At 73.7% G+C, this 26,076-nt stretch carries 21 protein-coding genes; 6 read left to right on the top strand and 15 right to left on the bottom strand.

Features of this window, described 5'->3' with window-relative positions; translation table 11 throughout:
- Positions 1-76 precede the first annotated feature (76 nt).
- Positions 77-1,327, bottom strand: coding sequence for a cytochrome P450 (locus ACGFZF_RS24260; RefSeq protein ID WP_393557229.1), 1,251 nt, complete (start codon positions 1,325-1,327; stop codon positions 77-79).
- Between the two features lie 275 nt (positions 1,328-1,602).
- Here ACGFZF_RS24260 and ACGFZF_RS24255 point away from each other — a divergent pair, with 275 nt between their 5' ends.
- Positions 1,603-2,802 carry a globin domain-containing protein gene (locus ACGFZF_RS24255; protein ID WP_393557227.1) on the top strand — a complete coding sequence of 400 codons (1,200 nt, stop codon included), beginning with the start codon at positions 1,603-1,605 and terminating at the stop codon, positions 2,800-2,802.
- A gap of 14 nt (positions 2,803-2,816) precedes the next feature.
- Here the strand turns inward: ACGFZF_RS24255 and ACGFZF_RS24250 are convergent, their stop codons facing one another.
- The 4 genes from ACGFZF_RS24250 to ACGFZF_RS24235 form a co-directional block, all read right to left on the bottom strand.
- On the bottom strand, positions 2,817-3,803 hold the full coding sequence (locus ACGFZF_RS24250) for a nucleoside triphosphate pyrophosphohydrolase (RefSeq protein ID WP_393557225.1): 987 nt from the start codon (positions 3,801-3,803) through the stop codon (positions 2,817-2,819).
- A 31-nt stretch (positions 3,804-3,834) separates the two neighbouring features.
- On the bottom strand, positions 3,835-4,479 hold the full coding sequence (locus tag ACGFZF_RS24245) for a SurA N-terminal domain-containing protein (protein ID WP_393557223.1): 645 nt from the start codon (positions 4,477-4,479) through the stop codon (positions 3,835-3,837).
- 95 nt (positions 4,480-4,574) lie between these two features.
- The gene (locus ACGFZF_RS24240; RefSeq protein ID WP_393557221.1) at positions 4,575-4,991 is read right to left on the bottom strand and encodes a GtrA family protein; all 417 of its coding nucleotides are present in this window, start codon (positions 4,989-4,991) and stop codon (positions 4,575-4,577) included.
- Positions 4,988-5,950, bottom strand: coding sequence for a glycosyltransferase family 2 protein (locus tag ACGFZF_RS24235; RefSeq protein ID WP_393557219.1), 963 nt, complete (start codon positions 5,948-5,950; stop codon positions 4,988-4,990). Before ACGFZF_RS24235 ends, ACGFZF_RS24240 begins: the two co-directional genes overlap by 4 nt.
- A 126-nt stretch (positions 5,951-6,076) precedes the next feature.
- Here ACGFZF_RS24235 and ACGFZF_RS24230 point away from each other — a divergent pair, with 126 nt between their 5' ends.
- Entirely contained in the window at positions 6,077-8,581 is a 2,505-nt protein-coding gene (locus ACGFZF_RS24230; RefSeq protein WP_393557217.1) for a YfhO family protein, read from the top strand.
- Positions 8,582-8,650: 69 nt separating this feature from the next.
- On the opposite strand, the gene ACGFZF_RS24225 is transcribed toward ACGFZF_RS24230, so the two are convergent.
- Complete coding sequence (locus ACGFZF_RS24225; protein WP_393557215.1) at positions 8,651-9,703, bottom strand: ArsR family transcriptional regulator; 1,053 nt, start codon at positions 9,701-9,703, stop codon at positions 8,651-8,653.
- Between the two features lie 71 nt (positions 9,704-9,774).
- On the opposite strand from ACGFZF_RS24225, the gene ACGFZF_RS24220 reads away from it, so the two are divergent.
- Positions 9,775-10,692 carry an aldo/keto reductase gene (locus ACGFZF_RS24220; protein WP_393557213.1) on the top strand — a complete coding sequence of 306 codons (918 nt, stop codon included), beginning with the start codon at positions 9,775-9,777 and terminating at the stop codon, positions 10,690-10,692.
- 67 nt (positions 10,693-10,759) lie between these two features.
- Here the strand turns inward: ACGFZF_RS24220 and ACGFZF_RS24215 are convergent, their stop codons facing one another.
- From ACGFZF_RS24215 to ACGFZF_RS24195, 5 genes are all read right to left on the bottom strand, one after another.
- Entirely contained in the window at positions 10,760-11,176 is a 417-nt protein-coding gene (locus tag ACGFZF_RS24215; RefSeq protein WP_393557211.1) for a hypothetical protein, read from the bottom strand.
- 169 nt (positions 11,177-11,345) lie between these two features.
- On the bottom strand, positions 11,346-12,608 hold the full coding sequence (locus ACGFZF_RS24210) for a phosphatidylserine/phosphatidylglycerophosphate/cardiolipin synthase family protein (RefSeq protein ID WP_393557209.1): 1,263 nt from the start codon (positions 12,606-12,608) through the stop codon (positions 11,346-11,348).
- A 10-nt stretch (positions 12,609-12,618) separates the two neighbouring features.
- On the bottom strand, positions 12,619-14,145 hold the full coding sequence (locus ACGFZF_RS24205; RefSeq protein ID WP_393557207.1) for a protein kinase: 1,527 nt from the start codon (positions 14,143-14,145) through the stop codon (positions 12,619-12,621).
- Positions 14,142-14,672 (bottom strand): hypothetical protein, encoded by a 531-nt coding sequence (locus ACGFZF_RS24200; protein WP_393557205.1) that lies wholly within the window; start codon positions 14,670-14,672, stop codon positions 14,142-14,144. The genes ACGFZF_RS24205 and ACGFZF_RS24200 overlap by 4 nt, the downstream gene beginning before the upstream one ends.
- 257 nt (positions 14,673-14,929) lie before the next feature.
- Entirely contained in the window at positions 14,930-16,999 is a 2,070-nt protein-coding gene (locus ACGFZF_RS24195; RefSeq protein ID WP_393557204.1) for an N-6 DNA methylase, read from the bottom strand.
- A 190-nt stretch (positions 17,000-17,189) separates the two neighbouring features.
- Between ACGFZF_RS24195 and ACGFZF_RS24190 the strand changes: the two genes are divergently transcribed.
- A complete protein-coding gene (locus ACGFZF_RS24190) occupies positions 17,190-18,023 on the top strand; it encodes a hypothetical protein (RefSeq protein ID WP_393557202.1) in 834 nt (277 codons plus the stop codon).
- A 208-nt stretch (positions 18,024-18,231) separates the two neighbouring features.
- Here ACGFZF_RS24190 and ACGFZF_RS24185 read toward each other — a convergent pair whose 3' ends face one another.
- A complete protein-coding gene (locus ACGFZF_RS24185) occupies positions 18,232-18,978 on the bottom strand; it encodes an N-acetyltransferase (RefSeq protein WP_393557200.1) in 747 nt (248 codons plus the stop codon).
- Between the two features lie 110 nt (positions 18,979-19,088).
- Positions 19,089-19,946: an HNH endonuclease family protein gene (locus tag ACGFZF_RS24180; RefSeq protein WP_393557198.1), complete on the bottom strand. Its 858-nt coding sequence runs from the start codon at positions 19,944-19,946 to the stop codon at positions 19,089-19,091.
- A 156-nt stretch (positions 19,947-20,102) separates the two neighbouring features.
- On the opposite strand from ACGFZF_RS24180, the gene ACGFZF_RS24175 reads away from it, so the two are divergent.
- Positions 20,103-20,294: an antitoxin gene (locus tag ACGFZF_RS24175; protein WP_393557196.1), complete on the top strand. Its 192-nt coding sequence runs from the start codon at positions 20,103-20,105 to the stop codon at positions 20,292-20,294.
- A gap of 123 nt (positions 20,295-20,417) precedes the next feature.
- Here ACGFZF_RS24175 and ACGFZF_RS24170 read toward each other — a convergent pair whose 3' ends face one another.
- Complete coding sequence (locus ACGFZF_RS24170; RefSeq protein WP_393557309.1) at positions 20,418-21,281, bottom strand: hypothetical protein; 864 nt, start codon at positions 21,279-21,281, stop codon at positions 20,418-20,420.
- Between the two features lie 175 nt (positions 21,282-21,456).
- Between ACGFZF_RS24170 and ACGFZF_RS24165 the strand changes: the two genes are divergently transcribed.
- Positions 21,457-22,101: a TetR/AcrR family transcriptional regulator gene (locus ACGFZF_RS24165; RefSeq protein ID WP_393557194.1), complete on the top strand. Its 645-nt coding sequence runs from the start codon at positions 21,457-21,459 to the stop codon at positions 22,099-22,101.
- A 234-nt stretch (positions 22,102-22,335) separates the two neighbouring features.
- Here the strand turns inward: ACGFZF_RS24165 and mfd are convergent, their stop codons facing one another.
- Positions 22,336-25,872: a transcription-repair coupling factor gene (gene mfd / locus ACGFZF_RS24160; RefSeq protein WP_393557192.1), complete on the bottom strand. Its 3,537-nt coding sequence runs from the start codon at positions 25,870-25,872 to the stop codon at positions 22,336-22,338.
- Between the last annotated feature and the right edge of the window lie 204 nt (positions 25,873-26,076).

The raw sequence follows: 26,076 nt of genomic DNA, 5'->3' as shown, positions 1-26,076 counted from the left end.
AACGTAGCGGCATTCGAACGTCAGTCACAAGTCGATGCAGCGGAGATCACGTAAATATCACAGTTCTGACGCTCCGTCAGTTCGCAAGGGGGGTGAACTCCACCGGAAGCGTGCGCAATCCGCGCATGATGAGCCCGCCCCGCCAGCGCAAATCGGCCGGATCGCCCGCAAGTCGCAGATCGGGCAGCCGGGTCAGCAACGTGGCCAGCGCGGTCTGACCCTCCAGCCGGGCGAGCGGGGCACCGATGCAGTAGTGGATGCCGTGTCCGTACCCGAGGTGCTGGTTGTCGCGCCGGGAGAGGTCGAGCGTGTCCGGCCCGGCGAACCGCGCCGGGTCGCGGTCGGCGGCGGCGAGCACGACGAGCACGGGATCGCCCGCCGGGATCTCCTGCCCGCCGATCGTCAGCGGCTCCATGGCGTACCGCCAGGTCGCCATCTCCACCGGCCCGTCGAAGCGCAGCAGTTCCTCGACGCCGGTCTCCAGCAGGCCCCGCTCGCCCGCCGCGAGCGAGGTCTGCAGCCGCTCCCGCTGGCCGGGGTGGCGCAGGAGCGCGTACATCCCGTTGCCGATCAGGTTGACCGTGGTCTCGAAGCCCGCGAAGAGCAGGATGAAGGCCATCGCCGCGGCCTCGTTCTCGGTGAGGTGCTCCCCGTGGTCGGAGGCCCGGATGAGCCCGGAGATGAGGTCGTCGCCCGGCTCCCCGCGCTTGCGGTGGATCAGCTCCGCCAGATAGCCGCGCATCTTCTTGACCGAGCGCGCGACCCCGCCACGCGGACCGCCGCCGTGCCGGATCATCATCCCGGCCCAGTCCCGGAAGTCGTCCTGGTCCTCCGGCGGGACGCCGAGCAGGTCGCAGATGGCGTAGATGGGCAGCGGGAAGGCGAACTCGTGGATGAGGTCGGCACTCCCCTCCCGCGCGAACCCGTCGATGAGCCGGTCGGTCAGCTCCTGGACGCGCGGCGCGAACTCCGCGACCCGGCGCGGGGTGAACGCCTTCGACACGAGCCGCCGCAGCCGGGTGTGGTCCGGTGGGTCGATGTTGAGCAGATGCGTCATCAGCTCGGCCTTGCGCTCGCCGGGGATCCCCGTCTTCCCCTTGGCGTGTGCCGGCTCGTCGTGGTGCGCCGGGTTCTTGGAGAGCCGCTGGTCGGCGAGCGCCTGCCGGGCGTCCGCGTAGCGCGTCACCAGCCACGCCTCGACCCCGCTCGGCAGCGTCGCCCGGTGCACGGGCGCGTGCTCCCGCAGCCAGGCGTAGGCGGGGTACGGATCGCTCGCGAACTCCCAGGTGAAGAGCTCGGGCGCGGACGCGGAGGGCTGGTCGTGCATGGCCCCGACACTATCCGGCCCCACCGCGCACGACCCCCCGGCGGGCTCCCCCGCGGTCCGCCGCGACCCACCCGCCCGACGGCTCCGCGACACCCGCCACGGGCCCGGTGACCAGACCCCGTCCGGGCCGGCGGAACGGCACCGTGGGACCGGCCGGCGACAGCACCGCGAGACCGGCCGGCGCCCGACCGCCGCCACGATGGCGCGCCCTTGCGGAGGAGATGTGGCGATGTCGTGAAGGCGGGTGGCCTAGATTCTCCCGAGTGGATCCTCAGTTGCTCAGGAGTACGTTCGCCGTCGTCGAGAGACGGGCCGAACACGCGGTCACGTACTTCTACTCGCACCTCTTCTGGCACAACCCGGGCGTGCGCGACCTGTTCCCCGAGGACATGCGGCCGCAGCGCGACCGGCTCTTCGCCGCGCTCACCCGGGTGGTGACGCGGCTGGACGATCCGGCCCTCGGGGAGTACCTCGGACATCTGGGCCGCGACCACCGCAAGTTCCTCGCCTCGCCCGCGCTGTACGCCGCCGTCGGGACCAGCCTGGTCGCCGCCTTCGCGCACGCCTCGGGGGCGGCCTGGAGCATCGAGGCGGAGAAGGCGTGGACCGAGGCCTACGCGCTCGTCGCCGATCTCATGATCGCGGGTGCCGAGGGGGCCGCGGAGTCCGGGGAGCCGGCCTGGTGGGACGCCGACGTGGTGCGGCACGAGCGGTTCGGCGACGACCTCGCGCTGCTGACCCTGCGGCCCCGGCAGCCCTTCCCGTACCTGCCCGGGCAGTACGTCAGCGTCAGCTCCCCGCGGGTCCCGCGGATCTGGCGGACCTACTCGGCCGCCAACGCGCCGCGCCAGGACGGGACTCTGGACCTGCACGTCAGCCGCATCCGGGGCGGGCTGATGAGCACCGCGCTGGTCGACGGGACGGGCGTGGGCGAGACGCTGCGCCTGAGCGCGCCCGGCGGCGGGCTGACCGGCCGGACCCCGCCCGGCCGTCCGCGCACCTACATCGCCGCGGGCACCGGCTGGGCGCCGGTGAAGGCGCTTCTCGAGGAGCTGGCCGAGGCCCCCGGCGAGACGGAGGCCCGCCTCTTCCTCGTCGCCCGGGCCCGGGAGTACCTCTACGGGAGGGACGAGGCCGAGCTGCTGCGGGAACGGATCCCCGGGCTGCACGTCACGTACCTCTCCGCCGCACCGCGCAGCCGTCGCGTGCAGGCCACCGAACGGCTGCACCAGGCCCTGGCCATGTGCGGCCACTGGCCCGACCACGACGTCTACCTCGCCGGGCCGCCCGGCCTGCTCACGGAGACGGTGCCCGTGCTGGAGCACCTCGGGGCCGAGCCCGCACGGATCCTGCACGACGTCCTGCCGGCCGTGGGGCGCTTCCACGTCCGCCCGGGCACCGCGGCCGAGCGCCTGCTCGGACCTCCGGACCCGATGTGGCACAACCCCGGGGCCCGCGCACCACGCGACGTCTGAGCGAGGGCCGGGAGTCAGGCCGCGCCGTCGGCGCCGTGCCCCTCCGCCACCCGGATCGCGTCCCGGTACGCCCGGGCCGCCGCCCGCAGCGCCGCCTCGGGGTCCACACCGGCCTCGTCCGCCCGGGCCGCGAGGGCCAGCAGTTCGTAGCCGACGCCCTCACCGGTGGGCGGCTCGACGTCCAGACCGGCCGTCCGCACGCGGCCCGCCAGCTTCGCCGCGAGCGCGAGCCCCGGCTGTCCGAGCGGCACCCCGTCGGTGACCGAGTCGCGCTGCTTCTCGACGGCCTTGGTGCGCAGCCAGTGCTCCTTGACGTCCTCCGGGGTCTCGGCGGTCTCGTCGCCGAAGACATGCGGATGACGGTGGATCAGTTTCTCGACGATCGTGCCGGCGACGTCGTCGACCGAGAACGGCCGCTCCTCGTCCTCCTCGGCGATCCGGGCGTGGAAGACGACCTGGAGCAGCACGTCGCCGAGCTCCTCGCGCAGTTCGTCGCGATCCCCGTCCTCGATGGCCTCGACGAGCTCGTACGCCTCCTCGATGCCGTACTTGGCCAGTCCCTTGTGGGTCTGCTGCGAGGACCAGGGGCACTCGCGGCGGATCCGGTCCATGACCTGCACCAGGTCGAGGAGCCGGGCGCCCGGCAGGTCGTACGAGCCGGGGAGCAGCTCCAGGTCGGGCATCGCGACCCGGCCCGAGCCGGCCAGCCGGGCGAGCCCGTCGGTCAGGGCGCGGTCCCCCTCGCCGGACGGCAGCACCACGACGGTCCGGCCGCCGGCGCAGGCGTCGACGAGTTCCTGGGCGTCGGGGCGGGCGTGCTCGACCGCGACGCCGGCCTCGCGGAGGTACGGCAGCTGGGGATGGTGGTCGTCGGCGCACAGCACCCGGTCGGCTCCGTGCAGCGCCTGCCAGGCGGGCCAGGACAGGAGTCCGGGCGCCACCCGATGGCTGGCGGTGAGCAGGACGATGCGGCCGGTGTCGAGGGGTGCTTCAGCGTTCACCCTTCGACCTTACGCGGCGCCCTGGCCCGGCTCAGGCGCCGGCCTCGACCGGCTCGGGGGCCTTGCTGATCTGCCGCAGCCAGGGCGCGGTGAAGGTGCCGAGCTGGATCTTCTCGTCGTCCCAGGCGCCGAAGCGCGGGTTCACGTCGATCTTCATGCCCTTGGAGGCGGCGGTGAAGACCTCGGTGAGCTTCTTCTGGCCCTCGGGGGTGTTGGAGACCCCGAGCTTGGCGGCGATCTTGTTCATCAGGACCGTGCGCCGGACGACCCCGTCGATCTGGTCGGGCGCCACGCCCTGCTGCTGGAGCAGCATCGCGGCGAGCTGCGCCTCGCCGCCGCTCTGCCGGGCGAACTCGGCGCGCGTCTGCTGCACCTCGCCGCGGTCGGCGGTGATGCCGTGGTCCTCGGCGACCTGCTCCACCACCCGGTCGAAGATCATCACGTTCAGCTTCTCGCGGCTGAGGTCGCCGGTGGCCTGGATCAGCTGCGTGGCCTGCGGGGACTTCTGCTGGGCGGTCCGCACGTCCTGCACCTGTGCCTGGAGGCTGGACACCTCGATCCGCTCGCCGCCGACGACGGCCGCCGCCCCTGGGTGGGCGTCACTGCCGCAGGCGGTGAGCAGCGGGGCCGCGGCGAGGAGCGCGGCGGAGACGGAGAGCGCAGTGCGGCGGTGCAAAGGAGCCTCCCGGCGTGGGTCGTGCGTCAGTGGAACGACCTTGCGGTGATCGATGTTAGGCAGTCGTCGTGATCAGGGCCACTCCTTCGCGGCCACTACTTCGAGGCGACTGTTCCGACCAACGAGTCACGTGTTCGGGTGGTGTCGGGTCGCAGCATGATCGTTCGGGAGAGCAGGAAGGTGACCGGGATCGCCGCGGCGGCGGCGATCAGCGGGGCGTGGCGGCTGTCGAGGCCCGCGACGTCGACCAGGAGCCAGACGCCGGCGGTGGTGATGACGAAGTTCGCCGCGTTGGTGAGGGGGAAGAGCAGGAACTTCCGCCAGGTCGGGCGGGTCCGGTAGGTGAAGAGGGTGGTGAGGAAGAAGGAGCCGACCATGGACAGCGCGAAGGCGATCACATGGGCGGCGATGTAGGGCAGCCACAGCGTCAGCAGCAGGTAGAGGCCGTAGTACGTGGCCGTGTTCACGACCCCGACCAGCGCGAAGCGCAGCACCTGCCAGGTCACCGTCATCGTCGTACGAGCTCCTCGGGCCGCAGCCGCTGCCGCGGCACGCCCACGTTCGTCGCCTTCACCAGGAAGTGCGGGCGCCGCTTCACCTCGTAGTAGATACGGCCGACGTACTCACCGACCAGGCCCAGCATCACCATCTGGACGCCGGCCAGGGCCGTGACCGTGACGAGCAGCGTGACGTATCCGGGAGTGTCCACGCCGTTCACCAGGGCGACACCGACGATCCAGGCCGCGTACGCCAGCGCCACGGAAACGAGCAGCATTCCCAGGTACACGGCTGCCCGCAGCGGTTTGTCGTTGAACGAGAGAAGCCCGTCCAGACCATAGTTGAGCAGTTTTCCGAAGGTCCATTTCGAGCGGCCCTCCTCGCGCACCGCATTCTCGTACGAGAAGGTGGTGGTGCGGAATCCGACCCAGGCGAAGAGGCCCTTCGAGAAACGGTTGTACTCGGTGAGTTCGAGGACGGAGTCGACCGTCCTGCGGGAGAGCAGGCGGAAGTCGCCGACGCCGTCGACGAGCTCGACGTCGACCAGGCGGTTGATCGCCCAGTAGTAGGCGCGGGCGGTCAGGGTCCGGGTCACCCGGTCGCCGGCGCGGGTCCGGCGGGCGATGACCTGGTCGTACCCCTCGGCGTGCAGGGCCACCATGCGGTGCACGAGCTCCGGCGGGTGCTGGAGGTCGGCGTCCATGATGACGACGGCGTCGCCCTCGGCATGCTGGAGGCCGGCGAGCATGGCCGCCTCCTTGCCGAAGTTGCGGCTGAAGGAGACGTAGCGGGCGCGGGGGTCGGAGGCGGCGATCTCCTCCAGGATCGGGAGCGTACGGTCGCGACTTCCGTCGTCCACGTAGACCAGCTCGAATTCGCCGTCGAATCGCGAGAGTTCGGTGGTCACATGGTCGTGGAAGCGGCCGATGATCTCCTCTTCGTTGAAACACGGGACCACGATCGAGAGCAGCACGCAGGAAACGACAACGGAGCCGGATGTCGACGGCGGATTCGCCACATGGCGATGAGGCGACCATTGCGTGAACTGGCCCCGGTGCACCGTGATTTCGATGCGCACGCTGGCATATTCGAAGCCATCATGGAGATCAGGACCCCGCGCGCCGCCGGCCTCGCCGCCTTCCTCACCGCGCTCGCCGTGTGCGCCGGGGACGCCGTCGCGCGCGCCTTCCCCTTCGGTCCGCGCCGGCGGGGCGTCAACGACCTGTCCAACCAGTTCGTGCCGTACCACGCCCACCTCTGGGACCTGCTGCACGGCCGGGGCGACGGCGGGCTGCTGCTCGACTGGCAGTCCGGCTGGGGCACGAGCTTCCTGCCGGACCTCGGCACCTACCTGACCAGCCCGTTCGCGCCACTGGTCGGGCTGTTCCCGCGCGCCGACATCGAGTACGCGCTCTACGCGGTCACCGTCCTGAAGACGGCGGTGGCCGCGGCCGTGACGGCGGCGCTGCTGCTGCGGATGCGACCGGGCCCCTGGTGGGCGGCCGGTCTGCTCGGCGCCTCCTACGCCCTGTGCGGCTGGTCCGTCACCGAGGCGACGTACAACCCGATGTGGCTGGACGGGCTGATCGCCTTCCCGCTGCTCTGCCTGGTCGGCGAGTGGGTGCGTGCGGGGCGGCACCGACTCGCGGGGCCGCTGGTCGTCGCCTTGTGCTGGGTGGCCAACTTCTACACCGCGTACATGGCGACGCTGGGGGCCGGCCTGGTGCTGCTGGTCCGCCTCGCCGTGGCGGGAGGGCACGCCCGGCGGGTGCTCGGGCGGGCCGCGCTGACCGTCGGGACGGGCGTCGGGCTGGCCGCGCCGATCCTGGTGCCGGTCTGGCTGGGGTCCCGGTACGCCCACCCGGGCGTGACGCGGGAGTTCGCGCCGGCGGACTGGACGGACGTCCTCGCACGGCTGATGCCCGCCACGTACGGCTTCGCCACCCCGGCCGTCTTCGTCTGCACGGCGGTGCCGCTGCTCGCCGCGTCGCTGCTGTTCCGGCGGGACGTCGCCCGGCGGGAGCGGCTGCTGTGGGCGGGGCTGGTGGCGACGGTCGCGGTGTCGATGCAGTGGGGTCCGACCCATCTGGTGTGGCACGCGTTCGCCACCCCCAACGGCAGTCCGTACCGGCAGAGCTTCGTGCTGGCGGGGGTCCTGGTCCTGGCGGCGTGGGCGGGTCTAGGGGGTGTCTTGTCGATCAGGCCGGACACCGCGAGCCCGGCAAGATCGGCAAGACGCCCCCTGGGCCACGGGCTGCCGGACCGGCGCTCCGTGCTCGGCGGCCTGGGCGTGACGGTGGTCCTCGGCGCCGGCGCTTCGGCGAGTCCGCAGCTGACCGGCTGGGGACTCGCGCTGTTCGCGGCGGGCGCGGCCGTGACGGCCGGGGCGGTCCTCGCCCCGCGCCGGGCCGGGCCCCTGGCGGTGCTTCTGCTGGCCGCGACGCTGGTCGGGCAGGCGGCGGCGACCACGGCGTACGCGGACCGGGAGCGCCTCGCCCGGCTCGACGACTACCCGGCCTTCGGCGCCGCGGACGTCCGGCGGGCGGCGGCGCTCGCCGAGGCGGACGGCTGGCCCGCGTACCGCACGGACTCGGGGCTCCCGCGGGTCGCCGCCAACGAGCCCCTGCTGCTGGGCGGCCAGGGCGGGGCGTACTACAGCAGTCACACTCCGGCGGTCCTGACGGAGACGATGACGGCCCTCGGCGGCGGCTGGACCTCGCGCGGGCGCAATCTGCAGAGTCTGGACAACCCGGTGACGGACGCGGTGTTCGGTGTGGGCGCGCGCTGGCGGGGCGGGTCGGTCGTGCGCGGTGACGCGGTGCTCCCCCTGGTGACGGTCCGGCCCGCGGGCCCCGTGCCGCGCTACGGCCCTTCGCCGTTCCGCAACCAGGAACTGCTGCTGGGGGCGCGGGTGTACGACCGGCCGGCCGGCGGCGCCTGCCCGGTCGGCCGCGACGTCCTCGTGTGGGCACCGGACTTCACCGGCCGGGTCACGCTCGGCGACCGGTCGGTGTCGCTGCTGGGCGGCGCGCCGAAGCGGCGGGCGGCGATGGTGTCGCTGGGCGCGCAGCGGGTCGCGGGCATGCGGCCGGTCCTGACCGGGCGGGGCGACCCGGGCGAGATCGGCTGTCTGGACCGGGCCCGCCTGCGCGCCGCGGTGGCCGCGCTCACGGCGACGGCGGCGACGCGCGTCGAGGTGACGGACTCGGGAATCCGGGCCGAACTCCCGCCCGGCGCCCGGGGCACGGTCGTCGTGGCGGCCCCGCGCATCGCCGGCTGGACCTGCGAGGGGCGGCCGCCCGGCACGTACGGCGGCCTGATCGCCTTCCCGGCGACGGGCGGGCCGGTCGCCTGCGACTTCCGCCCGCCGGGACTGCGGGCGGGTGTGGGTACGGGCCTGGCGGCGGCGCTGTTCCTGGCGCTGTGGACCCTCGCGGGCGCGCGCGGCGCCCGCCGGGCCGGGGGCGCCCGCACGGTCGCGGCCGGCGGGGAGGACGGCCGGGACGGACGAGGCGGGGTGGCCGGCGGCGATCGGGCGGCGGCCGGGTCCCGGGAGGAGAGCGCGCGGGCGGGGGCCGGCATCCACGCGCCCGCCGGAGGGTAGCGCCGGCCGCACGTGTCGAGGGGGCTCGGGGAGGGCGTCGACGACCCGCTCCGGGAGCCCCCGCGCGGGTCACGACTCCGAAGGCTCCGCGCCGGGATCGGCCGGGGCCCTTCGCCGTGCCGGATCCGGGCCGCCCGCGGCGGCCGTCAGGAGGACGTCGGCGGCGGAGGTGCGGGCGTAGAGCACGCTGCGGCCGGCCCGATGGGCGCTGACCAGGCCCGCGGCGCGCAGGGCCGCGAGGTACTGGGACACCCCGGCCGTCGAGAGGCCCGTGCGGCGGGCGAGTTCGGTCGTCGTGGCGGGTGTCTCCAGCTCGGTCAGCAGCAGGGTCCGGGAGCGGCCGAGCACGGGCGCGAGGGCGCCGGTGGAGGCGGCCGGGCGCCGTTCCCACAGGGTGCCCGTGCCGCGCGCAGGATAGGCGAGCTGCGGCGGATCGGGCGGCGTCACCCGCGTGAAGGGGACCGGCCCGATGAAGACCGAGGGGATCAGCAGGAGGCCGTCACCCGCCGAGGACCTGGGCAGCGGCCGCCGGCGCGTGAGCCGGAGGCTGTCGTCGTTCCAGCTCACCGAGGGATGGAGGTCGTGGAAGAGGTGGGCGGCGCCGTGTTCGGTGATCTGGCGGATCCGGTGGAAGATGTCGGCGTCGAGCACCGCCCGGATCCGCGCCCAGTAGGGGGCGATCGCCAGCTCCCAGTAGGTCTCGATCTCCTCCACCAGCCGGGGCAGCCGTTCCCGCGGGGCCGCGTGGAGGGCGCGGGCGCGGGGACCGAGGCGCCCCTGCTCGTCCCGCAGCCGGTCGAGGTCCGCGCGGATCCGGTCGGCGGGCGCGGTCAGGATCCGCTCCAGTTCCTCGCCCAGCGTGGCGCCGGGTCCCGGGGGCGCCGGGTTGAGGAAGTCGGGGACGTATCCCGAGGGCGGGACCAGTTCGGCGAGCCGGCCGCGGTCGAGTCCGGCGGCGGCCAGCCGCGGCCGCACCTGGGCGGCCCAGGCACGGTGCGCCGGGTGGGTCCCGGCCGCCCCGGAGAACAGCAGCCGGCAGCTGGGGCCGACCTCCCACATGGGCGACACGGCGAACCGGGTCTGCGCCAGATCGCGCACCGAGAAGGCCAGTTCCACCGCCACGACTCCCCCGAGGATTCACACATGCCCTCACCGTTGGTGCGGCATCCTAGCCGCCGTGGATCATTCCGGGCATGACCTCACAGACGATCCACGCCTCGGCGTCGGGCACCTGGAAGCTCGGCGACCTGGAGATCAACCGGCTCGGCTTCGGCGCGATGCGGCTGCCGCAGACCGGTGCGGCACTCGTGCGGGAGGCCGTGCCGAGCGACCGCGGCCGGGCGGTCGGGGTGCTGCGCCGCGCGGTCGAGCTCGGCGTCAACCACATCGACACCGCCGCGTTCTACTTCTCCCCGCTCCGCTCGGCCAACGAGCTCATCAACCGGGCGCTGGCCCCCTACGCCGACGACCTGGTGATCGCCACCAAGGTGGGCCCGGGCCGCGGTCCGTCCGGTGACTGGATCCCGCACGCGACGCCCGGGCAGCTGCGCGGCCAGGTGGAGGAGAACCTGCGGCAGTTGGGCCGCGACCACCTCGACGTGGTGAACCTGCGGGTCGTCGGCACCGATTCGGTGGCCGAGCGCTTCGGCGCGCTGGCCGAGCTGCGCGAGGCGGGCCTCATCCGGCACCTGGGCCTGTCCAACATCACCCCGGAGCACCTGGCCGAGGCGCGGGCGATCGCACCGGTGGTGTGCGTGCAGAACATGTACGGCATCGGCGTGCGGCCCGAGCAGGACGCGTTCGTGCGCGCGTGCGGCGAGCTGGGGATCGCGTTCGTGCCGTTCTACTCCATCGCCGGCACCGGCCGTGAGGGCGGCGCACGGCAGGGCGCGGACGCCGAGTGCGAGGAGGTGCTGACCGTCGCCCGCGCGCACGGGGTGAGCCCGACGCAGGTGCGCCTGGCCTGGACTCTGCACCAGGGCCCGCACGTCCTGGCGATCCCGGGCACGGGGGACCCGGACCACCTGACGGCGAATGTGGCGGCGGGGGCGCTGCGGCTCTCCGGGGAGGACCTCGCGCTGCTGGACTCCCTCCACGGGCGCGCCGTCTGACGGCCCGCGGGGACGCCGCAGGGGCCGGACCCGGGCGGGTCCGGCCCCTGCGGGCGTGTACGGAGCGTCAGTTCTTGACGGGCTCCATGCAGAGCACGAACTTGTCCGCGTCGAGCTGCTGCGCGAGCGCGACCTCGGCCACGCCCTCGCACTTGTCGAGGTCGAAGGTGTTGTCGACGACCTTGACGACCTTGTAGAGGTCCGCCACCTTCTCGGTGCAGCCCTTGCTCTCGACCTTCGGGTCGTTCTCCGGGCCGGTCACGACGACGCAGTCACCGGCCTCGGCGTGCACCGGAGCCTCGCCCGTCAGGTGCGGAAGGCCCAGCCGCCAGAACAGGACGACCGCGATCGCCACGAGGACGCCGAGGATCTTCTTGCCCAGGCCGCTCTTCTTCTTCACGGGCTCGGACGGCGCGACGGGGGCGTCGAACGGGCCGGGAGCGGCGGGCTGCTCAGGGGTCTGCGGCGCAGGAGGCGTGGCCATGGAGGGTTCCTTGGGGACGTGTACATGATCGAACGCGCGTACGCTACCGCCCCCTGGGCGCACAAAAGGGACTGTTCCCTTCCGTTTTCCAATCAGATGCGGAGTCGTGATTCTGCCGACTCGTCAGGACACCGGCCCTCCGGGGCCTGTCGGACTCCGCCGGCAGGACCTACAGGCCCTCCGCCTCCGCAGCCGCCCGCTGGGCGTCGAAGTTCTTCACGTACGCGTCGAAGACCGCCGGGTCCTCGTACTTGAGCAGCGCCTCGTCGTTGTACTTGAGCGCGGTCACCGTGTACGTGTGGCTGCCGGTGAAGACGATCCGCTTGTTGGCGCCCCCGAGGTACGTGCCCTCGACCAGGAGGTACTTGGTGTGGGTCGCGGTGCCCCCGCGCTGGTCGTTGTCGAGCTGGTGCAGCGCGATACGGCCCTTGGCGGTCGGCTTGGTCAGCCAGCCGGCCACCTCCGTGTTCGGCGGGTTGTCGAGCTTGCGGTAGACGATGTCGACGTAGCAGCCGGCGTCGGCCAGGGCCCAGAGCTGCTGGGCCACCTCGGGCCGGGTGATGTGGTGCTGGGCGATCCGGAGGCGCGTCCGGCCGTCCGACGTGCCGACGCCCGGGTCGTTGCCGAAGCAGGGGGCCGCGGTGCCGACCGGCTGGGCCACCGTCTTGAGGATGTTGACGACCACGTCGGTGCCCGACCGCGGGAAGAAGTAGACCTTGGCCGCGCCCGCCTGCGTGTCGTGCGGGTAGTCGGCGACCTGCGGCATCTGGCCGGCGGCGGCGCCGGCCAGATCGCCGAAGTACGCCCCGTACGCGTCGAAGAGCTCCTTGTTGCCGGCCACCGTCATCGCGTCGTTCCACGCCAGCGTGCGGTCCCACTCGACGAGGTTGCCGGAGGACTGCACCACCACGTCGTCCACGGGGACGGTGCCCTTGCCCTTGGTGCGGGAGAACAGGAAGAACTTGTTGTGGTTGACGTTGTCGTACCAGCCGTCCGGGTCCGCGGCCGTCGTGCCGGGATCCTTGGCGAGGCACGCCTCCTGCGCCTTGCAGACACGCACCCAGGAGTCCCCGCCCAGACCGCTCTTCAGGCTGTCGACCGCCGTCGCGTACCGCTCGCTCTCCTGGTCCAGGACCACCTGGACGGTGACTCCGCGCGCGTGGGCGGCGAGGAGCCTGCCGGACAGCCACTGCGATCCGTACGCGAACATGGATATCCGGATGGAAGAGCCCGGTTCGGCTCCGTCGACGAGGCCCCCCAGGTGCGAGAGGATCCGGCCCTCGGCGGTCGTGTCGCCCGACGGGTCGTTGAACACCGGGCCGGTGGTCACGGTCGGGAGCGGCTCCGCGCCCGCCGCGGGTGAGGTCATGAGGAGGGCGCCCGCGGCGAGCGCGGTGACGGCCGTTCTGAAGCTGCGCTTGGTGATGATCACCCGCGCATTGTCACCCGAGAAGCCCCATCTTCCGCTGACGGTCGAGCGCACGCCGCAGGTCCGACGGCACCGGGTGATAGGGGCCGTAGACCCGCTCCGTGTCGTAGAGCAGCGACTGCAACTGGTGGCCCGCCGCCGTGTGGTCGCCCATCGCGAGCAGCAGGTTCCCGATCCGGCGGCGGATGTCGAATGCCTTCCCCTGGTCCGCGCCGGGGGCCCCGTTCTCGTGGTACGGCAGGACCTCCCGGTAGGCCGCCAGGGCCGCGGCGGTCTCGCCGAGCTGCTCCAGGCACTGCGCCGCGTCCTGGCGGAACTGCAGGGCCTGCGGGTCGGCCGGACCCGCCTCCGCCGCACGGTCGTCGGCGAGCCGGCGCAGCTCCGGCAGCGCCCTGCGGTACTGGCCGTCGTCCAGCAGCGTGGCCGCGTACTGCTTGCGCAGGATGCGGACGACGGGCGAGTGCTCGCCGTGCTGGGCCGCGGCGACCGGCAGGATCCCGCCGAGGATGTCGACGGCCTGGGTGATGGAGCCCTCGCCGAGCAGCCGCTTGACCTCGTCGACGGCGGCCGCCACGTCCGGCCTCGCGGCCGACGGGACGACGGGCGGCGTCATCGGCGGCGGGGGCGTCGCGGCCCGGTCGGGCCAGGGCGCGTGCGGGCGCAGGAAGGGGCGGGTCGGGTCGAGCGGCCCGGACGGCATCCCGCGGGCCGGGAGCATCGGCAGCAGCTGCTCGTACACCTGGTGCGCGTCGGACGGGCGGTGCTGCGGGTCCTTGGCGAGCAGGCGCAGGACGAGCGCCTCCAGCGCCTCGGGCACCTCGGGCCTGGAACGGCGCACCGGGAGCGGCGGCTCGTAGAGGTGGCGGTGCAGCACGCCGAGCGCCGTGGAACCCGCGAACGGGACGTTCCCGCTGAGGAGTTCGTGGAGCAGGACACCGAGCGCGTACAGGTCGGTGTACGGGCCGACGGCACCGCCCATGGCCTGCTCGGGCGCCATGTAGGCGGGGCTGCCGATGGGCGACCCGGTGTGGGTCAGGCGGGTGGTGTCGGTGTCCAGGACGGAGGCGACACCGAGGTCGAGGACGGTCACGGTGCCGTCCGGACGCACCATCACGTTGCGGGGCTTGAGGTCGCGGTGGACGATCGGCACCGCGTGCACGGCGGCGAGGACCGCGCACAGCTGCGCGGCCACGGACACGGCCCACTCCCAGGGGTACGGGTCGTGCTCGGCCAGGTGGTCGGCGAGGTCCGCGCCCTCGACGTACTGCATCACCAGGTACAGCTCGTCGCCGTCGCTGCCGGCGTCGTGGACGGTGACGAGGCCCGGGTGGTCGACCTGGGCGGTGACCCGGCACTCGCGCACGAAGCGGCGCCGCATCTCGCCCGCGGCGGTCGCGGCGGCCATGTGGTCGGGCCGCAGGAGCTTGACGGCGACCCGGCGGTCGAGCCGCCCGTCGTACGCCGTCCAGACCTGGCCCATGCCGCCCTGCCCGATGATCGTGGACAGTTCGTAACGGCCGCCGATGACGCGTCCGTTCACTTCTCCTCGTCCTTACGCAGCAGATGGCTGAGCTCGTCCAGCTCCGCGCGGACCTGGTCGATCCGGTGGCTGCCCTGGGCGTGCGGCTGCTGCTGGGGCCGGTCCTGGGGCTGGGGCGGCAGCGCGGGCTGCGACGGGGTCGGCGGCGTGTGCCGGGGCTGCGGGTACGGCGTCGGGGTGGGCGTGGTCGCCGGGGGGACGTACCCGGCCTGGTGCTGAGGCACCGTCGTCGCGTACGGCGGGTAGGGCGGGGCCCCGGCGCGCACGCGGAGCCGGTCGTGCCGGATGTCGACGACCAGGAAGTAGACGGTGAACGCGGCGGCGTTGATCAGGACCAGGCTCATGGCCACGTCGGCCTGGGTCGTCTCGATGTCGTCGGGCATCAGCAGCAGCCCGGTGACCATGACCGCCCCCGAGAACCCGCAGAGGACCCAGTCCAGCGCGCGGCGGGTCACCACCGCGAGCCGCAGCATCGTGGCCCACGTCAGGAAGCCGATGCTGAAGAGCGGAAGCAGCGCGAAAAGCACCCGGAGGACGATCACGGACGTCGGAACGGTGCGCGAAGGTGGCGGGGGCACGTAGCCGGGGCCGTACATTCCTGCTCCTGCTCAAAAAGGTCGCTGGGGAGTCGAGCGTATACAGCGACACCGACGGCGTCCCCAGGGTTGTACGGAACCGTTGCCGAACCGATCACGGCCCGTCGGCGACGGCCGGGCGTTCGCGGGCCGCGGCGGACCGCCCGTTCACGCCGGCACGGCCCGCCGTTCGGGACGGTACAGGCTCCTCAGGGCGCGACCGTGCCGTCCGTGAGCCCGTCGTACATCCCCTGGATCAGCTGCTCGCCGAGCCGGCCCGCGAGCCGCAGCGCCTCTTCGAAGGCGGCCAGCGCCCGGAACCGCTCACCGTGGCGCTGCTGTTCGGCCAGCGGCAGGCGCGGCAGCTGGAGCCGCCGGACGTCGAGCCGGGTGGCGGTCGAGGCGTAGCTGCTGGCCTGGCGGTTGTTGGCGGTGCCGCGCAGGAACCCGGCCAGGAACCACGGGTCGAGGGCCGCCGGGTCGGGGCGCAGCAGCTGGAGGTTGCGGCCGAGTACGGCGCCGGCGGTGGCCTCGTCGACGACCCGGGCGACCGAGCCGCCGCCCAGGACCGGTACGACGACGTCGCCGGCGTGGAGCAGGACGGCGTCCTCGGCGGGCCCTTCGGGAAGGGTGCCGGACGGCGGCTGGGCGGCGAGGACGTCGTGCTCGGTGAGCACGCGGACCGGGCCGCCGGCACCGCCGGTCCCCCCGGCACCGCCGGCGCGCAGTTCGAGCGCGCCGGCCCGGGCGAGTTCGCCGACGGTGACGCCGGTGAGCCGGGTGGCGGCGGCCGGGTCGGCGGCGCTGGGCAGGGCGGGCGGCGGGGTGAGGGCGACGGTCCGGCCGAGGGTCGCGGTGAGCCGCTCGCGGACCTCGGCCAGCTCGGCCGCGCCGCCTCCGGCGGCCGGGGGCGGAAGGTGGCGCGCGGGGGCCAGGTCGACGTCGTCGTCGAGGAGTTCGATGACGGGCACCGCCCTGCTGGCGCCCGGCTTCTCGGCGACGGTGCCGTGCTTGTCGAACGGCAGCCAGGCGTCGAGTACGGCGCTGTGCACGGCGGGCCAGTCCAGCCGGTCGCGCCCCGCGCCGCCGGTGTGCTCGGCGCCGGTGGTGTCGACGAGCAGCAGCTCCGGCGAGACGGCGACTCCCGCCGCGGGCCGGCGCAGCACCCAGAGGTGGAGCGGGATCCCGTACGGGGGCGCGGCGCCGGCGGGCAGGGCGACGACGGCCCGCAGGGCGCCCCGGCGGAGCAGGTCGGCGCGGATGCGGCGGCCGGAGCGGCGCGAGGCGGCGGCGGGCGGCATGAGCAGGACGGCGGTGCCGCCGGGGCGGAGCCGGGCCAGGGAGTGCTGGACCCAGGCGAGTTCGGACTCCGTGCGGGCCGGGAAGCCGTACTCCCAGCGCGGGTCGTAGGCCAGTTCCTCGTGGCCCCAGTTGCGCTCGTTGAACGGCGGGTGGCAGAGGACCACGTCCGCCGCGAGCCCGGGGAAGGCGTCGGCGCGCAGGCTGTCGCCGGTGCGCACGCGGACCTCGGCGTCGGAGGCCAGGCCCAGGCGCAGGGCGGTGAGGGCGGCCAGGTCGGGGTCGGTGTCCTGGCCGTGGACGGCGGCCGGGTTCCGTACGGCGCGCAGCAGGGTGCCGGTGCCCGAGGCCGGATCGAGGACGGTGGGGCGGGCGTCGGCGGGGCCGGCGGCGAGGGCCGCCATCAGGGCGGCGGGGCCCGGCGGGGTGAGCGTGTACTGGCGCGGGTTGGCGTCGAGGTGACGGCCGAGCAGGAACTCGAAGGCCTGGCGGGCGCCGCTCTCGGCGGCGAGGTCGGAGGCTCCGCGCACCAGCGGGACGGAGGCGGCGAGCTCGGCGGCGGCGGGTGTGCGGACGGCCCGTTCGGACCCGAACCGCCGGGTGAGGGTCTCGTCCAGGGCGACCGGCAGGGTCTCGGCGAGCCGTTCGTCCGAGAGGGCGGCCAGCTTCAGCCAGGCCGCGGACCGGTCGCGCACGAGCAGCAGTACGGCCCCGGCGTGCACGAGGGCGGTGACGGCCCCGCCCGGGTGGCCGGCGATCTGCTGCCAGACGCGTTCGCGCAGGGGGACCTCGGCGAGCTTCCCCTGGGCACGGAGCCACCCCTCGACGTCGGCGAGCGCGAAGGAGGGGCTGGTCTCGGTGCCTCCCACGGGACGGGGGAAGTCGGCATGCCTGCGACGCCAGTTGCTCACGGCGGCCCGCCCCACGCCGGCGAGCCGTGCGATCCCGGCGGCGGTCACCTCTGCTGCGCTCTCCGGCACTGACCGACCCCTTTCACCCACCCGCTCGCCCGCTGCTGTGGCCCGATCTTACTGATGAACACCAGACGCACCACTTCACAGCGTGATCCAAACCAAGTCGTGTGAACCGTGTTGACTCGGTTCACAGCCTCTGCTGTTATTGATTCATCGCTCCACGGAGACCCGGAAGGGCCTTGGTCACACATTCCGCATGTCCTCGCCCGACCGCTCCGCCCCGCTCTCCCCGTACACCCCGCCCTCCATCCCCGGAGAAACGATCATGTCTGCTGCCCTCACCCACCCCCGGACCCGTCGCACCGTCCTCGCCGGCGCCCTCTGCGCGGCGCTCGCGCTGGGTGTCGCCGCCTGCGGGCCGTTCTCCGGCAAGGCCGAGGCCAAGGGCCCGTTCGGCGACCTGACTGGCCCGCAGATCGCCAACAAGGCGATAGCCGCGACGAAGACCGCGGACTCCCTCACCCTCGACCTCGCGGCGAAGACGACCGACGGGCCGATGAAGGCGCACCTGTCGCTCGACACCCGGGGGCGGTGCGCCGGAAACCTGACGGTCGGCCCCACGGGCACCGCCGAGCTGATCAAGGCCGACGACAAGGACGCCTACCTCCGCTTCGACGAGGCGTTCCTGCGCGAGCAGGCCAAGGGCGAGGACGCGGCGACCCAGGAGGCCGTGCTCAAGCAGCTCAAGGGCCGCTGGGTGAAGACGCCGGTGACGGACCCGGACGCCAAGGACAGCCTCGAACTGTGCGATCTGAAGGCGCTGCTCGGCGAGTTCGAGACGGGGGCCAACCTCGCGGTGAAGGGCAAGGAGACGACGGTCGGCGGCAAGAAGGCGCTCACACTGACGCAGGCGCTCGACGACGAGAAGACCACGCTCTACGTGGCGACCGAAGGCACGCCGTACCTGCTGAAGATCGTGACGGCGGGCGGCGAGGAGCCGGGGACGATCACCTTCGCCGACTACGGCAAGCCGGTGGACGCGAAGGTCCCGCCGGCCAAGGACATCCTCGACGAGAAGGCGCTCGGCTGACGCCGGTGCGCCCGTGAACGTACGCGCACGGCCCTCGGGCCCGTGCCGTACACCCGGGGGGGCGGGGACGGGGGACGAGGGGGTGCGGGCCGCAGGAGGGGGGCGGCTCGCACCCCCTCGCGGCGTCCACCCCCTCGCGCCGTTCCCGCTGCACGCCGCCCACCCCTCGTGGAGGCGGACGGCGCGGATCACGCGGGCCGCGCACGGATCACAGCCGGTGGCGGACCCAGACGTTCGGCTCGACGTAGACGGCGTAACCGCGGGCGGCCTCGCAATGGACCGGCACCAGCGCGCCCGGGACCTCGACCGGACCCTCCGTGTCGAACGGCAGGCCGGTCCACCGGCGCCACTGGTCCAGGGAGCCGGAGATCGTCATCGAGGCCGGTGCGACCGCCTCGATGACACCGCCCGCGCGGACGTGGACGCGCAGCCACGGGTCGTGGGGCAGGCCGTCCGCCTCCCGGGTCCGGAAGGCGTACTCGTGGATCGACGAACCGGCCTCCAGGTGCTTGGCGTTGGGCCGGACCGGGGCGACGACCTCGGAGAAGCCGAGCCGGCGGGCGTTGTCCCGCATCTCGGCCAGCATCCGCCCCGACAGTCCCTGGCCGAGCGCCTTCGTGGCCACGCACACCTCGATCGCGCTGACCGTGTCCGGTGTGCGGCCGTGCCGCAGGTCGGAGAAGGCCCAGAGCATCACCTCGTCCCAGCCCCGGGCCGGCAGCTCGCCCCGGTCCTCGCCCGCGAGCCGGAAGGGCACGCTGAAGGCACGCGCGACGACCTCACCGTCGGCGTCGGTCGCCACGAGCACGTACTCCGGCAGCTCGGTGACGATCCGCGCCATGTACCCCCAGCCGACCGGGTCGTGCAGGGTGAACTCCGGCCAGAGGTCCTTGATCGCCCACAGCGCGCCCTGGAGTTCGGGACGCTCGGCGAGGGTGGTGACGGTCAGCTCCATGCGCGCAGACTAAACGATCTTCGACGGGCGCCCCCACCGGTTTTCCGGGGCCTCGGTACCGCGGTCCCGCACGGGGTGCCGTCGGCCCCGCCCGGCCGGCGCCCGCCCCGTCAGCCTCCGCACTGGCGCAGCATCGTCTCCTTGTCCGCCTTCGTCACCGGCAGCCCGTACTTCAGCGCGACCTGGGCGAACCGCACGGCGTACGAGCAGCGGATCCGCTTGTTCGGCGGCAGCCAGGAGGCCGGTCCGGAGTCGCTCTTGGCCCCGTTGGTCGGGCCGTCCACCGGGAGCAGGTTGAGCGGGTCGTTGGCGATCTGCCGCCGCTTGGCCGCGTCCCAGCGCGCGGCGCCCATCTGCCAGTCGTACGACAGCGGCATCACGTGGTCGATCTGCACCTCGCTCGCCTTCTGCTTGCGCCAGTCGAGGGTCCTGCCGGTGTACGGGTCGTCGAGGGTCAGGGAGATGACGACGCAGTCCGAACCGGAGCGGTGGCGCACGTCGCGGCCGTCGCGGGCCAGCAGGTCGTTCCGGGTGTCGCAGCCGTTGCGCGCCAGCGGCACGCCGTCGACCGCGTCCGTCCAGGCGTGGCCGAAGGCGTCGCGGTCGTAGCCGGTTCGGGGACCGCGGCCCGCCGTGCGGACCCGGGTGATGAGCTGCCGTGCGGCGGCCCGGTCCGGCTCGGAGGTGAGCGCCGCGAGGCCCGGCTTCGTGCCGTCCGGGTTGTCGAGCGGGCTGGCTCCCGAACCGGCCGCGGGCGCCGACTCCGCACCGGGGGTCTTGGGGTCGAGCCCCAGCCCGTCTCCCGTACAGCCCGTCAGTACGACGGCCAGCAGCGCGGCTCCCGCCCCGGCTCCGGCGCGCGCCCGGCGGGGAGGTGTCCACGCACCGATGTCACGGCGCGGACCGGGCCGCGCCCCGACCGCCCCCTCGCCGACCGCCCGGTCCGTGCCCGTCCGCTCCCCGGCCATCGCGTCCCCGCCCCTTCGTGTCCCCGGCACCTCGTTGTCGGGTACCCCCGTCCCGGGACCCTACCCAGCCTCGTCGGGCGGCTCGGCGCGCGGATTCCACCGGGGGCGCGTAGCGTCGATTGCGCTGTATGTCCCCTTCCGAAGGAGCGGCGACCCATGGGGCTCATGGACAAGCTCAAGGGCATGATGGGCCAGCATCCGGACAAGGCGCAGCAGGCCTCGGATGCGGCGGAGAAGAAGATCAACGAGAGGACCGGTGACAAGTACACCGGTCAGGTCGACCAGGCCCAGCGGAAGGCCGAAGGCTCGATGGGGATGCCGGACCGGCCGGAGCAGCCACCGAGCTGATCCCCCTGGACACACGCCGGCCGCGGGGTGCTTCGAGCATCCCCGCGGCCGGCGTGCGCGCGTGCGCCTCCACGCGAGCGGGGTGACCGCCGGCTCCCTCGGCCGGCGGCCGGCCCCGCGCCGTCAGATCTTCCCGATGCCGAGCGTGTTCTCCGCCGGCAGCAGGCCGGAGCCGAGGGCGGCCAGCCAGGGACCGCCGAGCAGTCCGGAGAGCCGGTCGGCGGCTTCGGCGCCGAGCGCCTCCCAGGGGGCGACGGCCAGTTCGTCCGTGCGCCGTTCGACCTCCGCGCGCAGCGCGCGCCCGGCCTCGGTGGCCGTGCCGTCCGCGGCGAGCAGGCCGCGCGCGGTGAGCCGGGCCCGGGCGGCGGCCCACTCGGCCTCGGTCCAGCCGCGGCTGGTGAAGGTCCGCTCCGAGGCCGCCCCGACCGCGGCGAAGGAGACCAGGGCCTCCACGGGGTCGAGTCCGGCGCTCAGCAGTGCGGCCAGGTGTCCGTCGCCGCGGTGCTCCCGCAGCAGGGTCGCGGCCTGCCAGAGGACCAGGTGCGGGGCATCGGACCAGGGCAGTTCGGCGTTGGCCGCGGCCAGCGGGCGGCCGGCGGTCGACACGGACCCGGCGGCGCGACGGGCGAGGGCGGCCGCTTCGGCCAGTTCCGGACCGTCCACGACGTCGTCCCCGAGGACGGCCCGGTAGGTGCGGTCGACGGCCCGGAGCCGGGCCGCGAGCACGTCGGACGGCGCGGCGGTGTCCCAGCCGGCCGGTACGAACCGGGCCACCATCCGCGGGCTGAAGCTGTAGAAGGCGGAGGCGACCCGTTCCGCGCCGGCCGGACCGAGCGGGGCCGCGCGCCAGGCGAAGTAGCTCGGCCAGCGCTCCGTCACGTCGTAGCCGAGGGCGGCGGCCTCCTCGAAGGCCCCGGGCGCGTAGTAGAGCAGCGCGTGCAGGGGCTCCAGCAGGTGCCACATCCGCCGTGCGCGCCCGGGGTCCATGCCCTGCCGCGTGACGGGGGCCTGCTCGGCGGGCTGGTCACGGGGTTCGCGGGAGTCCGGGGTCTGTCGGGCGTCGACGGCCATGGCCTTCTCCTTCGCATCATCTTGTCACTGGCAAGATTGCCCCCCGGACGCCAAACTTGTCAATGCCTAGATGTGGCGTACGCTGCCTGCCATGACCAGCCGGAGCAGCTATCACCACGGCGACCTGCGGCAGGCGGTCCTCACCGCCGCCCTGGACGTCATCGCCGACGAGGGCCCGGCGGCCCTGAGCCTGCGGGACCTCGCCCGCCGCGCGGGCGTCTCGCACGCCGCCCCCGCCCACCACTTCAAGGACCGGACGGGTCTGCTCACCGCGATCGCGACCGAGGGCTACGACCTCCTCGCCCGGGCCCTCGCGGACGCGCCGAGCCTGCGGGAACGCGGCGTCGCGTACGTCCGCTTCGCCCTCGGCCATCCGGCCCACTTCCAGGTGATGTTCCAGCCCGACCTGCACCGGAGCGACGACCCGGCGCTCCTGGCGGCCAAGGAACGCGCCTCCGCCGAACTGCGCGCGGGCGTCACCACCCTGGCCCCGGCGGGCGACGCGCGGGCGGCCGGCATCGCCGCCTGGTCCCTGGCGCACGGCTTCGCGACGCTCTTCCTGACCGGCAACCTCACCGAGGCCGCCCGAGCCGTCGGCGCCTCCGGCGTCCCGGGCGACCCGGGAGCTCCGGAGGACCTGTTCCGCGACCTCGCCCGCCTGCTGTTCCAGGGGAGTTCGCCGAGTCCGGGCGAAACCGCCGCCGAGCCCTCGCCCGACGACCCGTCGCTCTTCTAGGACGTGCCACACGCGTGTTCGCGATCCGCACCGGGCGCGGGAGCCGGGCCCGACACGGCCGCGGCCCGGCAGACCGCGCCCGCGGAGCCGTGCACCGCGGCCTGAGGGGAACGACCGGCGGCGGCCCCGGCGCGGACGCACACCGAGCGTCCCCGACACGGCCGAGGGCCGGCGGAGCCCGGGTGGGCTCCGCCGGCCCTCGGCCGCACGCGTCCCGTGGGACCGGCCGCCCCGCTACCCCAGGATCGTGGTGAGGAACTCCCCGGTCCATGCCAGCAGTTCGCGCCCGACCACCGGCTTGCCGCCGATCTTCCCGGACGTCGGGCGCGGCACCAGGATCTGGTGCACCGCCGGCTTGATGACCGAACGCGGGTGCAGCCGCTTGAGCCTCAGCTCCTGCGACTCGCGCAACTCCACCGGCGCGAAGCGGATGTTCGGCCCCTGGAGCACGATCTCGCCCACTCCGCAGGCCCGCGCCAGCATCCGCAGCCCGGCGACCAGGAGCAGGTTCTCCACCGGCTCCGGGAGCTTGCCGTAGCGGTCGGTGAGCTCCTCCCGCACCGCCTTGATGTCCTCCTCCGAGTTGGCGGAGGCGATCGCCCGGTACGCCTGGAGGCGCAGCCGCTCGCCGGGCGCGTAGTCGTGCGGGACGTGCGCGTCGACCGGCAGCTCGATCTTGACCTCCAGCGGCGGCTCCTCCTCGGCGCCGCCCTCCATCTGCGCCCGGTAGTCCGCGACGGCCTCGCCGACCATCCGCACGTACAGGTCGAAGCCGACGCCCGCGATGTGACCGGACTGCTCGCCGCCGAGCAGGTTGCCCGCACCGCGGATCTCCAGGTCCTTCATGGCCACGTACATGCCCGCGCCCATCTCGGTGTGCTGGGCGATCGTCGCGAGCCGCTCGTGCGCGGTCTCGGTCAGCGGCTTCTCCGGCGGGTAGAGGAAGTACGCGTACCCCCGTTCGCGGCCGCGGCCGACCCGGCCGCGCAGCTGGTGCAGCTGCGACAGGCCGAAGTTGTCGCCCCGCTCGACGACCAGCGTGTTGGCGTTGGAGATGTCGATGCCGGACTCGACGATCGTCGTGGAGACGAGCACGTCGAACTTCTTCTCCCAGAAGTCGACGACGACCTGCTCCAGCGCGCTCTCGCTCATCTGGCCGTGGGCGGTGGCGATCCGCGCCTCCGGGACGATGTCCCGCAGCCGCGCCGCCGCCCGGTCGATCGACTCGACCCGGTTGTGGATGTAGAAGACCTGGCCCTCGCGCAGCAGTTCGCGGCGGATGGCCGCGCCGATCTGCTTCTCCTCGTACGGGCCGACGAAGGTCAGCACCGGGTGCCGCTCCTCCGGCGGGGTGGTGATCGTGGACATCTCGCGGATGCCGGTGACCGCCATCTCCAACGTGCGGGGGATGGGGGTGGCGGACATCGTCAGGACGTCGACGTTGGCCCGCAGCTTCTTCAGCTGCTCCTTGTGCTCCACGCCGAAGCGCTGCTCCTCGTCGACGATGACCAGGCCGAGGTCCTTGAACTTGGTCTCGGACGAGAACAGCCGGTGCGTGCCGATGACGATGTCGACCGAGCCGTCCTTGAGGCCCTCCAGCGTCGCCTTCGACTCGGTGTCCGTCTGGAAGCGGCTGAGCGCCCGCGTGACGACGGGGAACTGCGAGTACCGCTCCGAGAACGTGCCGAAGTGCTGCTGCACGAGCAGCGTCGTGGGCACGAGGACCGCGACCTGCTTGCCGTCCTGCACCGCCTTGAACGCCGCGCGCACCGCGATCTCGGTCTTGCCGTAGCCGACGTCTCCGCAGATCAGGCGGTCCATGGGGACCGTCTTCTCCATGTCCTCCTTCACCTCGGCGATGGTGGACAGCTGGTCGGGCGTCTCGGCGTAGGGGAAGGCGTCCTCCAGCTCCCGCTGCCAGGGGGTGTCCGGGCCGAAGGCGTGGCCGGGCGCCGCCATCCGGGCGCTGTACAGCTTGATCAGGTCGGCGGCGATCTCCTTGACCGCCTTCTTCGCCCGGGCCTTGGTCTTGGTCCAGTCGGCGCCGCCGAGCCGGTGCAGGGTCGGCGCCTCGCCGCCCACGTACTTGGTGACCTGTTCCAGCTGGTCGGTGGGGATGTAGAGCCGGTCGCCGGGCTGTCCCCGCTTGGCCGGGGCGTACTCGACGAGGAGGTACTCGCGGGTGGCGCCCTGGACGGTGCGCTGGACCATCTCGATGTACCGGCCCACGCCGTGCTGCTCGTGGACGATGTAGTCGCCGACCTCCAGGGTCAGCGGGTCGATGGTCTTGCGGCGCTTGGCCGGCATCCGCTGGCCGTCCTTGCCGGCCGCCTTCTGGCCGGACAGGTCGGTCTCGGTCAGGACGGCGAGCTTCAGGGCCGGGTCGACGAGGCCGTAGTCGATGGACCCGCAGGAGACGTGCACCACGGACGGCGTGACCTCGGTGAGGTCGGCGGCCAGCCGGGCCGGGATGCCCTCGCCGCCGAGGACCTCCACCGTGCGGGAGGCCGGACCGTGCGCCTCCGTGACGTACACCGTGCGCCAGCCGTCGGCCAGCCAGCCCTTGGTGTCGGCGAGGGCCCGCGCGGTGTCGCCGCGGTACGTCTCCGGGGCGCGCATGCCCAGCGTGAGCGTGTCGCCGCCGGAGTCGTCGGCGGTGGCGTCCGCCGCGAACGGGGAGACCGACCACCACATCATGTCGATCTCGCGGGCGCGGTCCCGGACGTCCGCGATCCCCCACAGGGAGGCCGCGTCGACGTCGATCGGGGCCTCGCCGCCGCCCGCGGTGGCCGCCCAGGACGCCTGGAGGAACTCCTGGGAGGTCGCCACCAGGTCCGCGGCCCGGGTCCTGACCCGCTCCGGGTCGCAGACCACGGCCATCGAGCCCTTGGGCAGGACGTCGATCAGCAGCTCCATGTCGTCGACCAGGACCGGCGCCAGGGACTCCATGCCCTCGACCGCGATGCCTTCGGCGATCTTGCCGAGCAGTTCGCCCAGCTCGGGGTGGAGCTCGGCCAGCTCCGCGGCCCGCCGCCGCACGTCCTCGGTCAGCAGCAGCTCACGGCAGGGCGGCGCCCACAGCCCGTGCTCCGCGACTTCGAGGGACCGCTGGTCGGCGACCTTGAAGTAGCGGATCTCCTCGACGTCGTCGCCCCAGAACTCGACACGGAGCGGGTGTTCCTCGGTGGGCGGGAAGACGTCCAGGATGCCGCCGCGCACGGCGAACTCGCCGCGCTTCTCGACGAGCTCCACCCGCGAGTAGGCGGCGGCCGCGAGACCTTCGACGACCTCGTTCAGATCGGCCTGCCGCCCGGTCCGCAGCGCCACGGGCTCCAGGTCCCCCAGCCCCTTCACCTGGGGCTGGAGCACCGACCGCACGGGCGCGACGACGACCGACACCGGGCCGGCGGCCGGGTCGTCGGGCGAGGGGTGGGCCAGCCGGCGGAGGACGGCGAGGCGGCGGCCGACCGTGTCGGAGCGAGGCGAGAGCCGCTCGTGCGGCAGCGTCTCCCAGGAGGGGTAGTCGACGACGGTGTCCGGGTCGAGGAGGCTGCGCAGGGCCGCGGCCAGGTCCTCGGCCTCGCGGCCGGTGGCGGTGACCGCGAGTACGGGCCGGCCGGCCTCGCGGGCGAGGGCGGCGACGGCGAAGGGGCGCGCGGCGGGCGGGCCGACCAGGTCCACGTGGGTGCGGTTGCCGTCGGTGGCGGCCTTCACCGCTTCGGTGAGGGCCGCGTCCTTGACGACGACGTCGAGCAGACCGTGCAGGCTCATGGACTTCCATCCCGGGGGTGGCTGGCAGAACGGGCAACGCGAACAGCCCGACACGTCTCACGGGCCGGGGGAGATTCCAGCCTACGCCCGAGGGTCGCCCCTCCGCCCGCCGCTCGGCGAGGCGCCGGGCGGGGTCGCCCGGGCGGCCGGACCGCGGCGCGGCCGGGGCGGCCCGACGGGGTGAGGGGCGGCGGGACGCGGGGC

Source organism: Streptomyces sp. NPDC048338 (assembly GCF_043201055.1).
GTDB lineage: Bacteria > Actinomycetota > Actinomycetes > Streptomycetales > Streptomycetaceae > Streptomyces.
Note: the sequence above shows the minus strand (reverse complement) of the source record. Positions and strands in the feature narration are given on the sequence as shown.

Coding starts and splice junctions, on each gene's coding strand:
- ACGFZF_RS24175 (WP_393557196.1), top strand. CDS start 20,103: ATGGGGCTCATGGACAAGCTCAAGGGCATGATGGGCCAGCATCCGGAC.
- ACGFZF_RS24240 (WP_393557221.1), bottom strand. CDS start 4,991: ATGACGGTGACCTGGCAGGTGCTGCGCTTCGCGCTGGTCGGGGTCGTG.
- ACGFZF_RS24180 (WP_393557198.1), bottom strand. CDS start 19,946: ATGGCCGGGGAGCGGACGGGCACGGACCGGGCGGTCGGCGAGGGGGCG.
- ACGFZF_RS24220 (WP_393557213.1), top strand. CDS start 9,775: ATGACCTCACAGACGATCCACGCCTCGGCGTCGGGCACCTGGAAGCTC.
- ACGFZF_RS24165 (WP_393557194.1), top strand. CDS start 21,457: ATGACCAGCCGGAGCAGCTATCACCACGGCGACCTGCGGCAGGCGGTC.
- ACGFZF_RS24170 (WP_393557309.1), bottom strand. CDS start 21,281: ATGGACCCCGGGCGCGCACGGCGGATGTGGCACCTGCTGGAGCCCCTG.
- ACGFZF_RS24185 (WP_393557200.1), bottom strand. CDS start 18,978: ATGGAGCTGACCGTCACCACCCTCGCCGAGCGTCCCGAACTCCAGGGC.
- ACGFZF_RS24230 (WP_393557217.1), top strand. CDS start 6,077: ATGGAGATCAGGACCCCGCGCGCCGCCGGCCTCGCCGCCTTCCTCACC.
- ACGFZF_RS24260 (WP_393557229.1), bottom strand. CDS start 1,327: ATGCACGACCAGCCCTCCGCGTCCGCGCCCGAGCTCTTCACCTGGGAG.
- mfd (WP_393557192.1), bottom strand. CDS start 25,872: ATGAGCCTGCACGGTCTGCTCGACGTCGTCGTCAAGGACGCGGCCCTC.
- ACGFZF_RS24215 (WP_393557211.1), bottom strand. CDS start 11,176: ATGGCCACGCCTCCTGCGCCGCAGACCCCTGAGCAGCCCGCCGCTCCC.
- ACGFZF_RS24190 (WP_393557202.1), top strand. CDS start 17,190: ATGTCCTCGCCCGACCGCTCCGCCCCGCTCTCCCCGTACACCCCGCCC.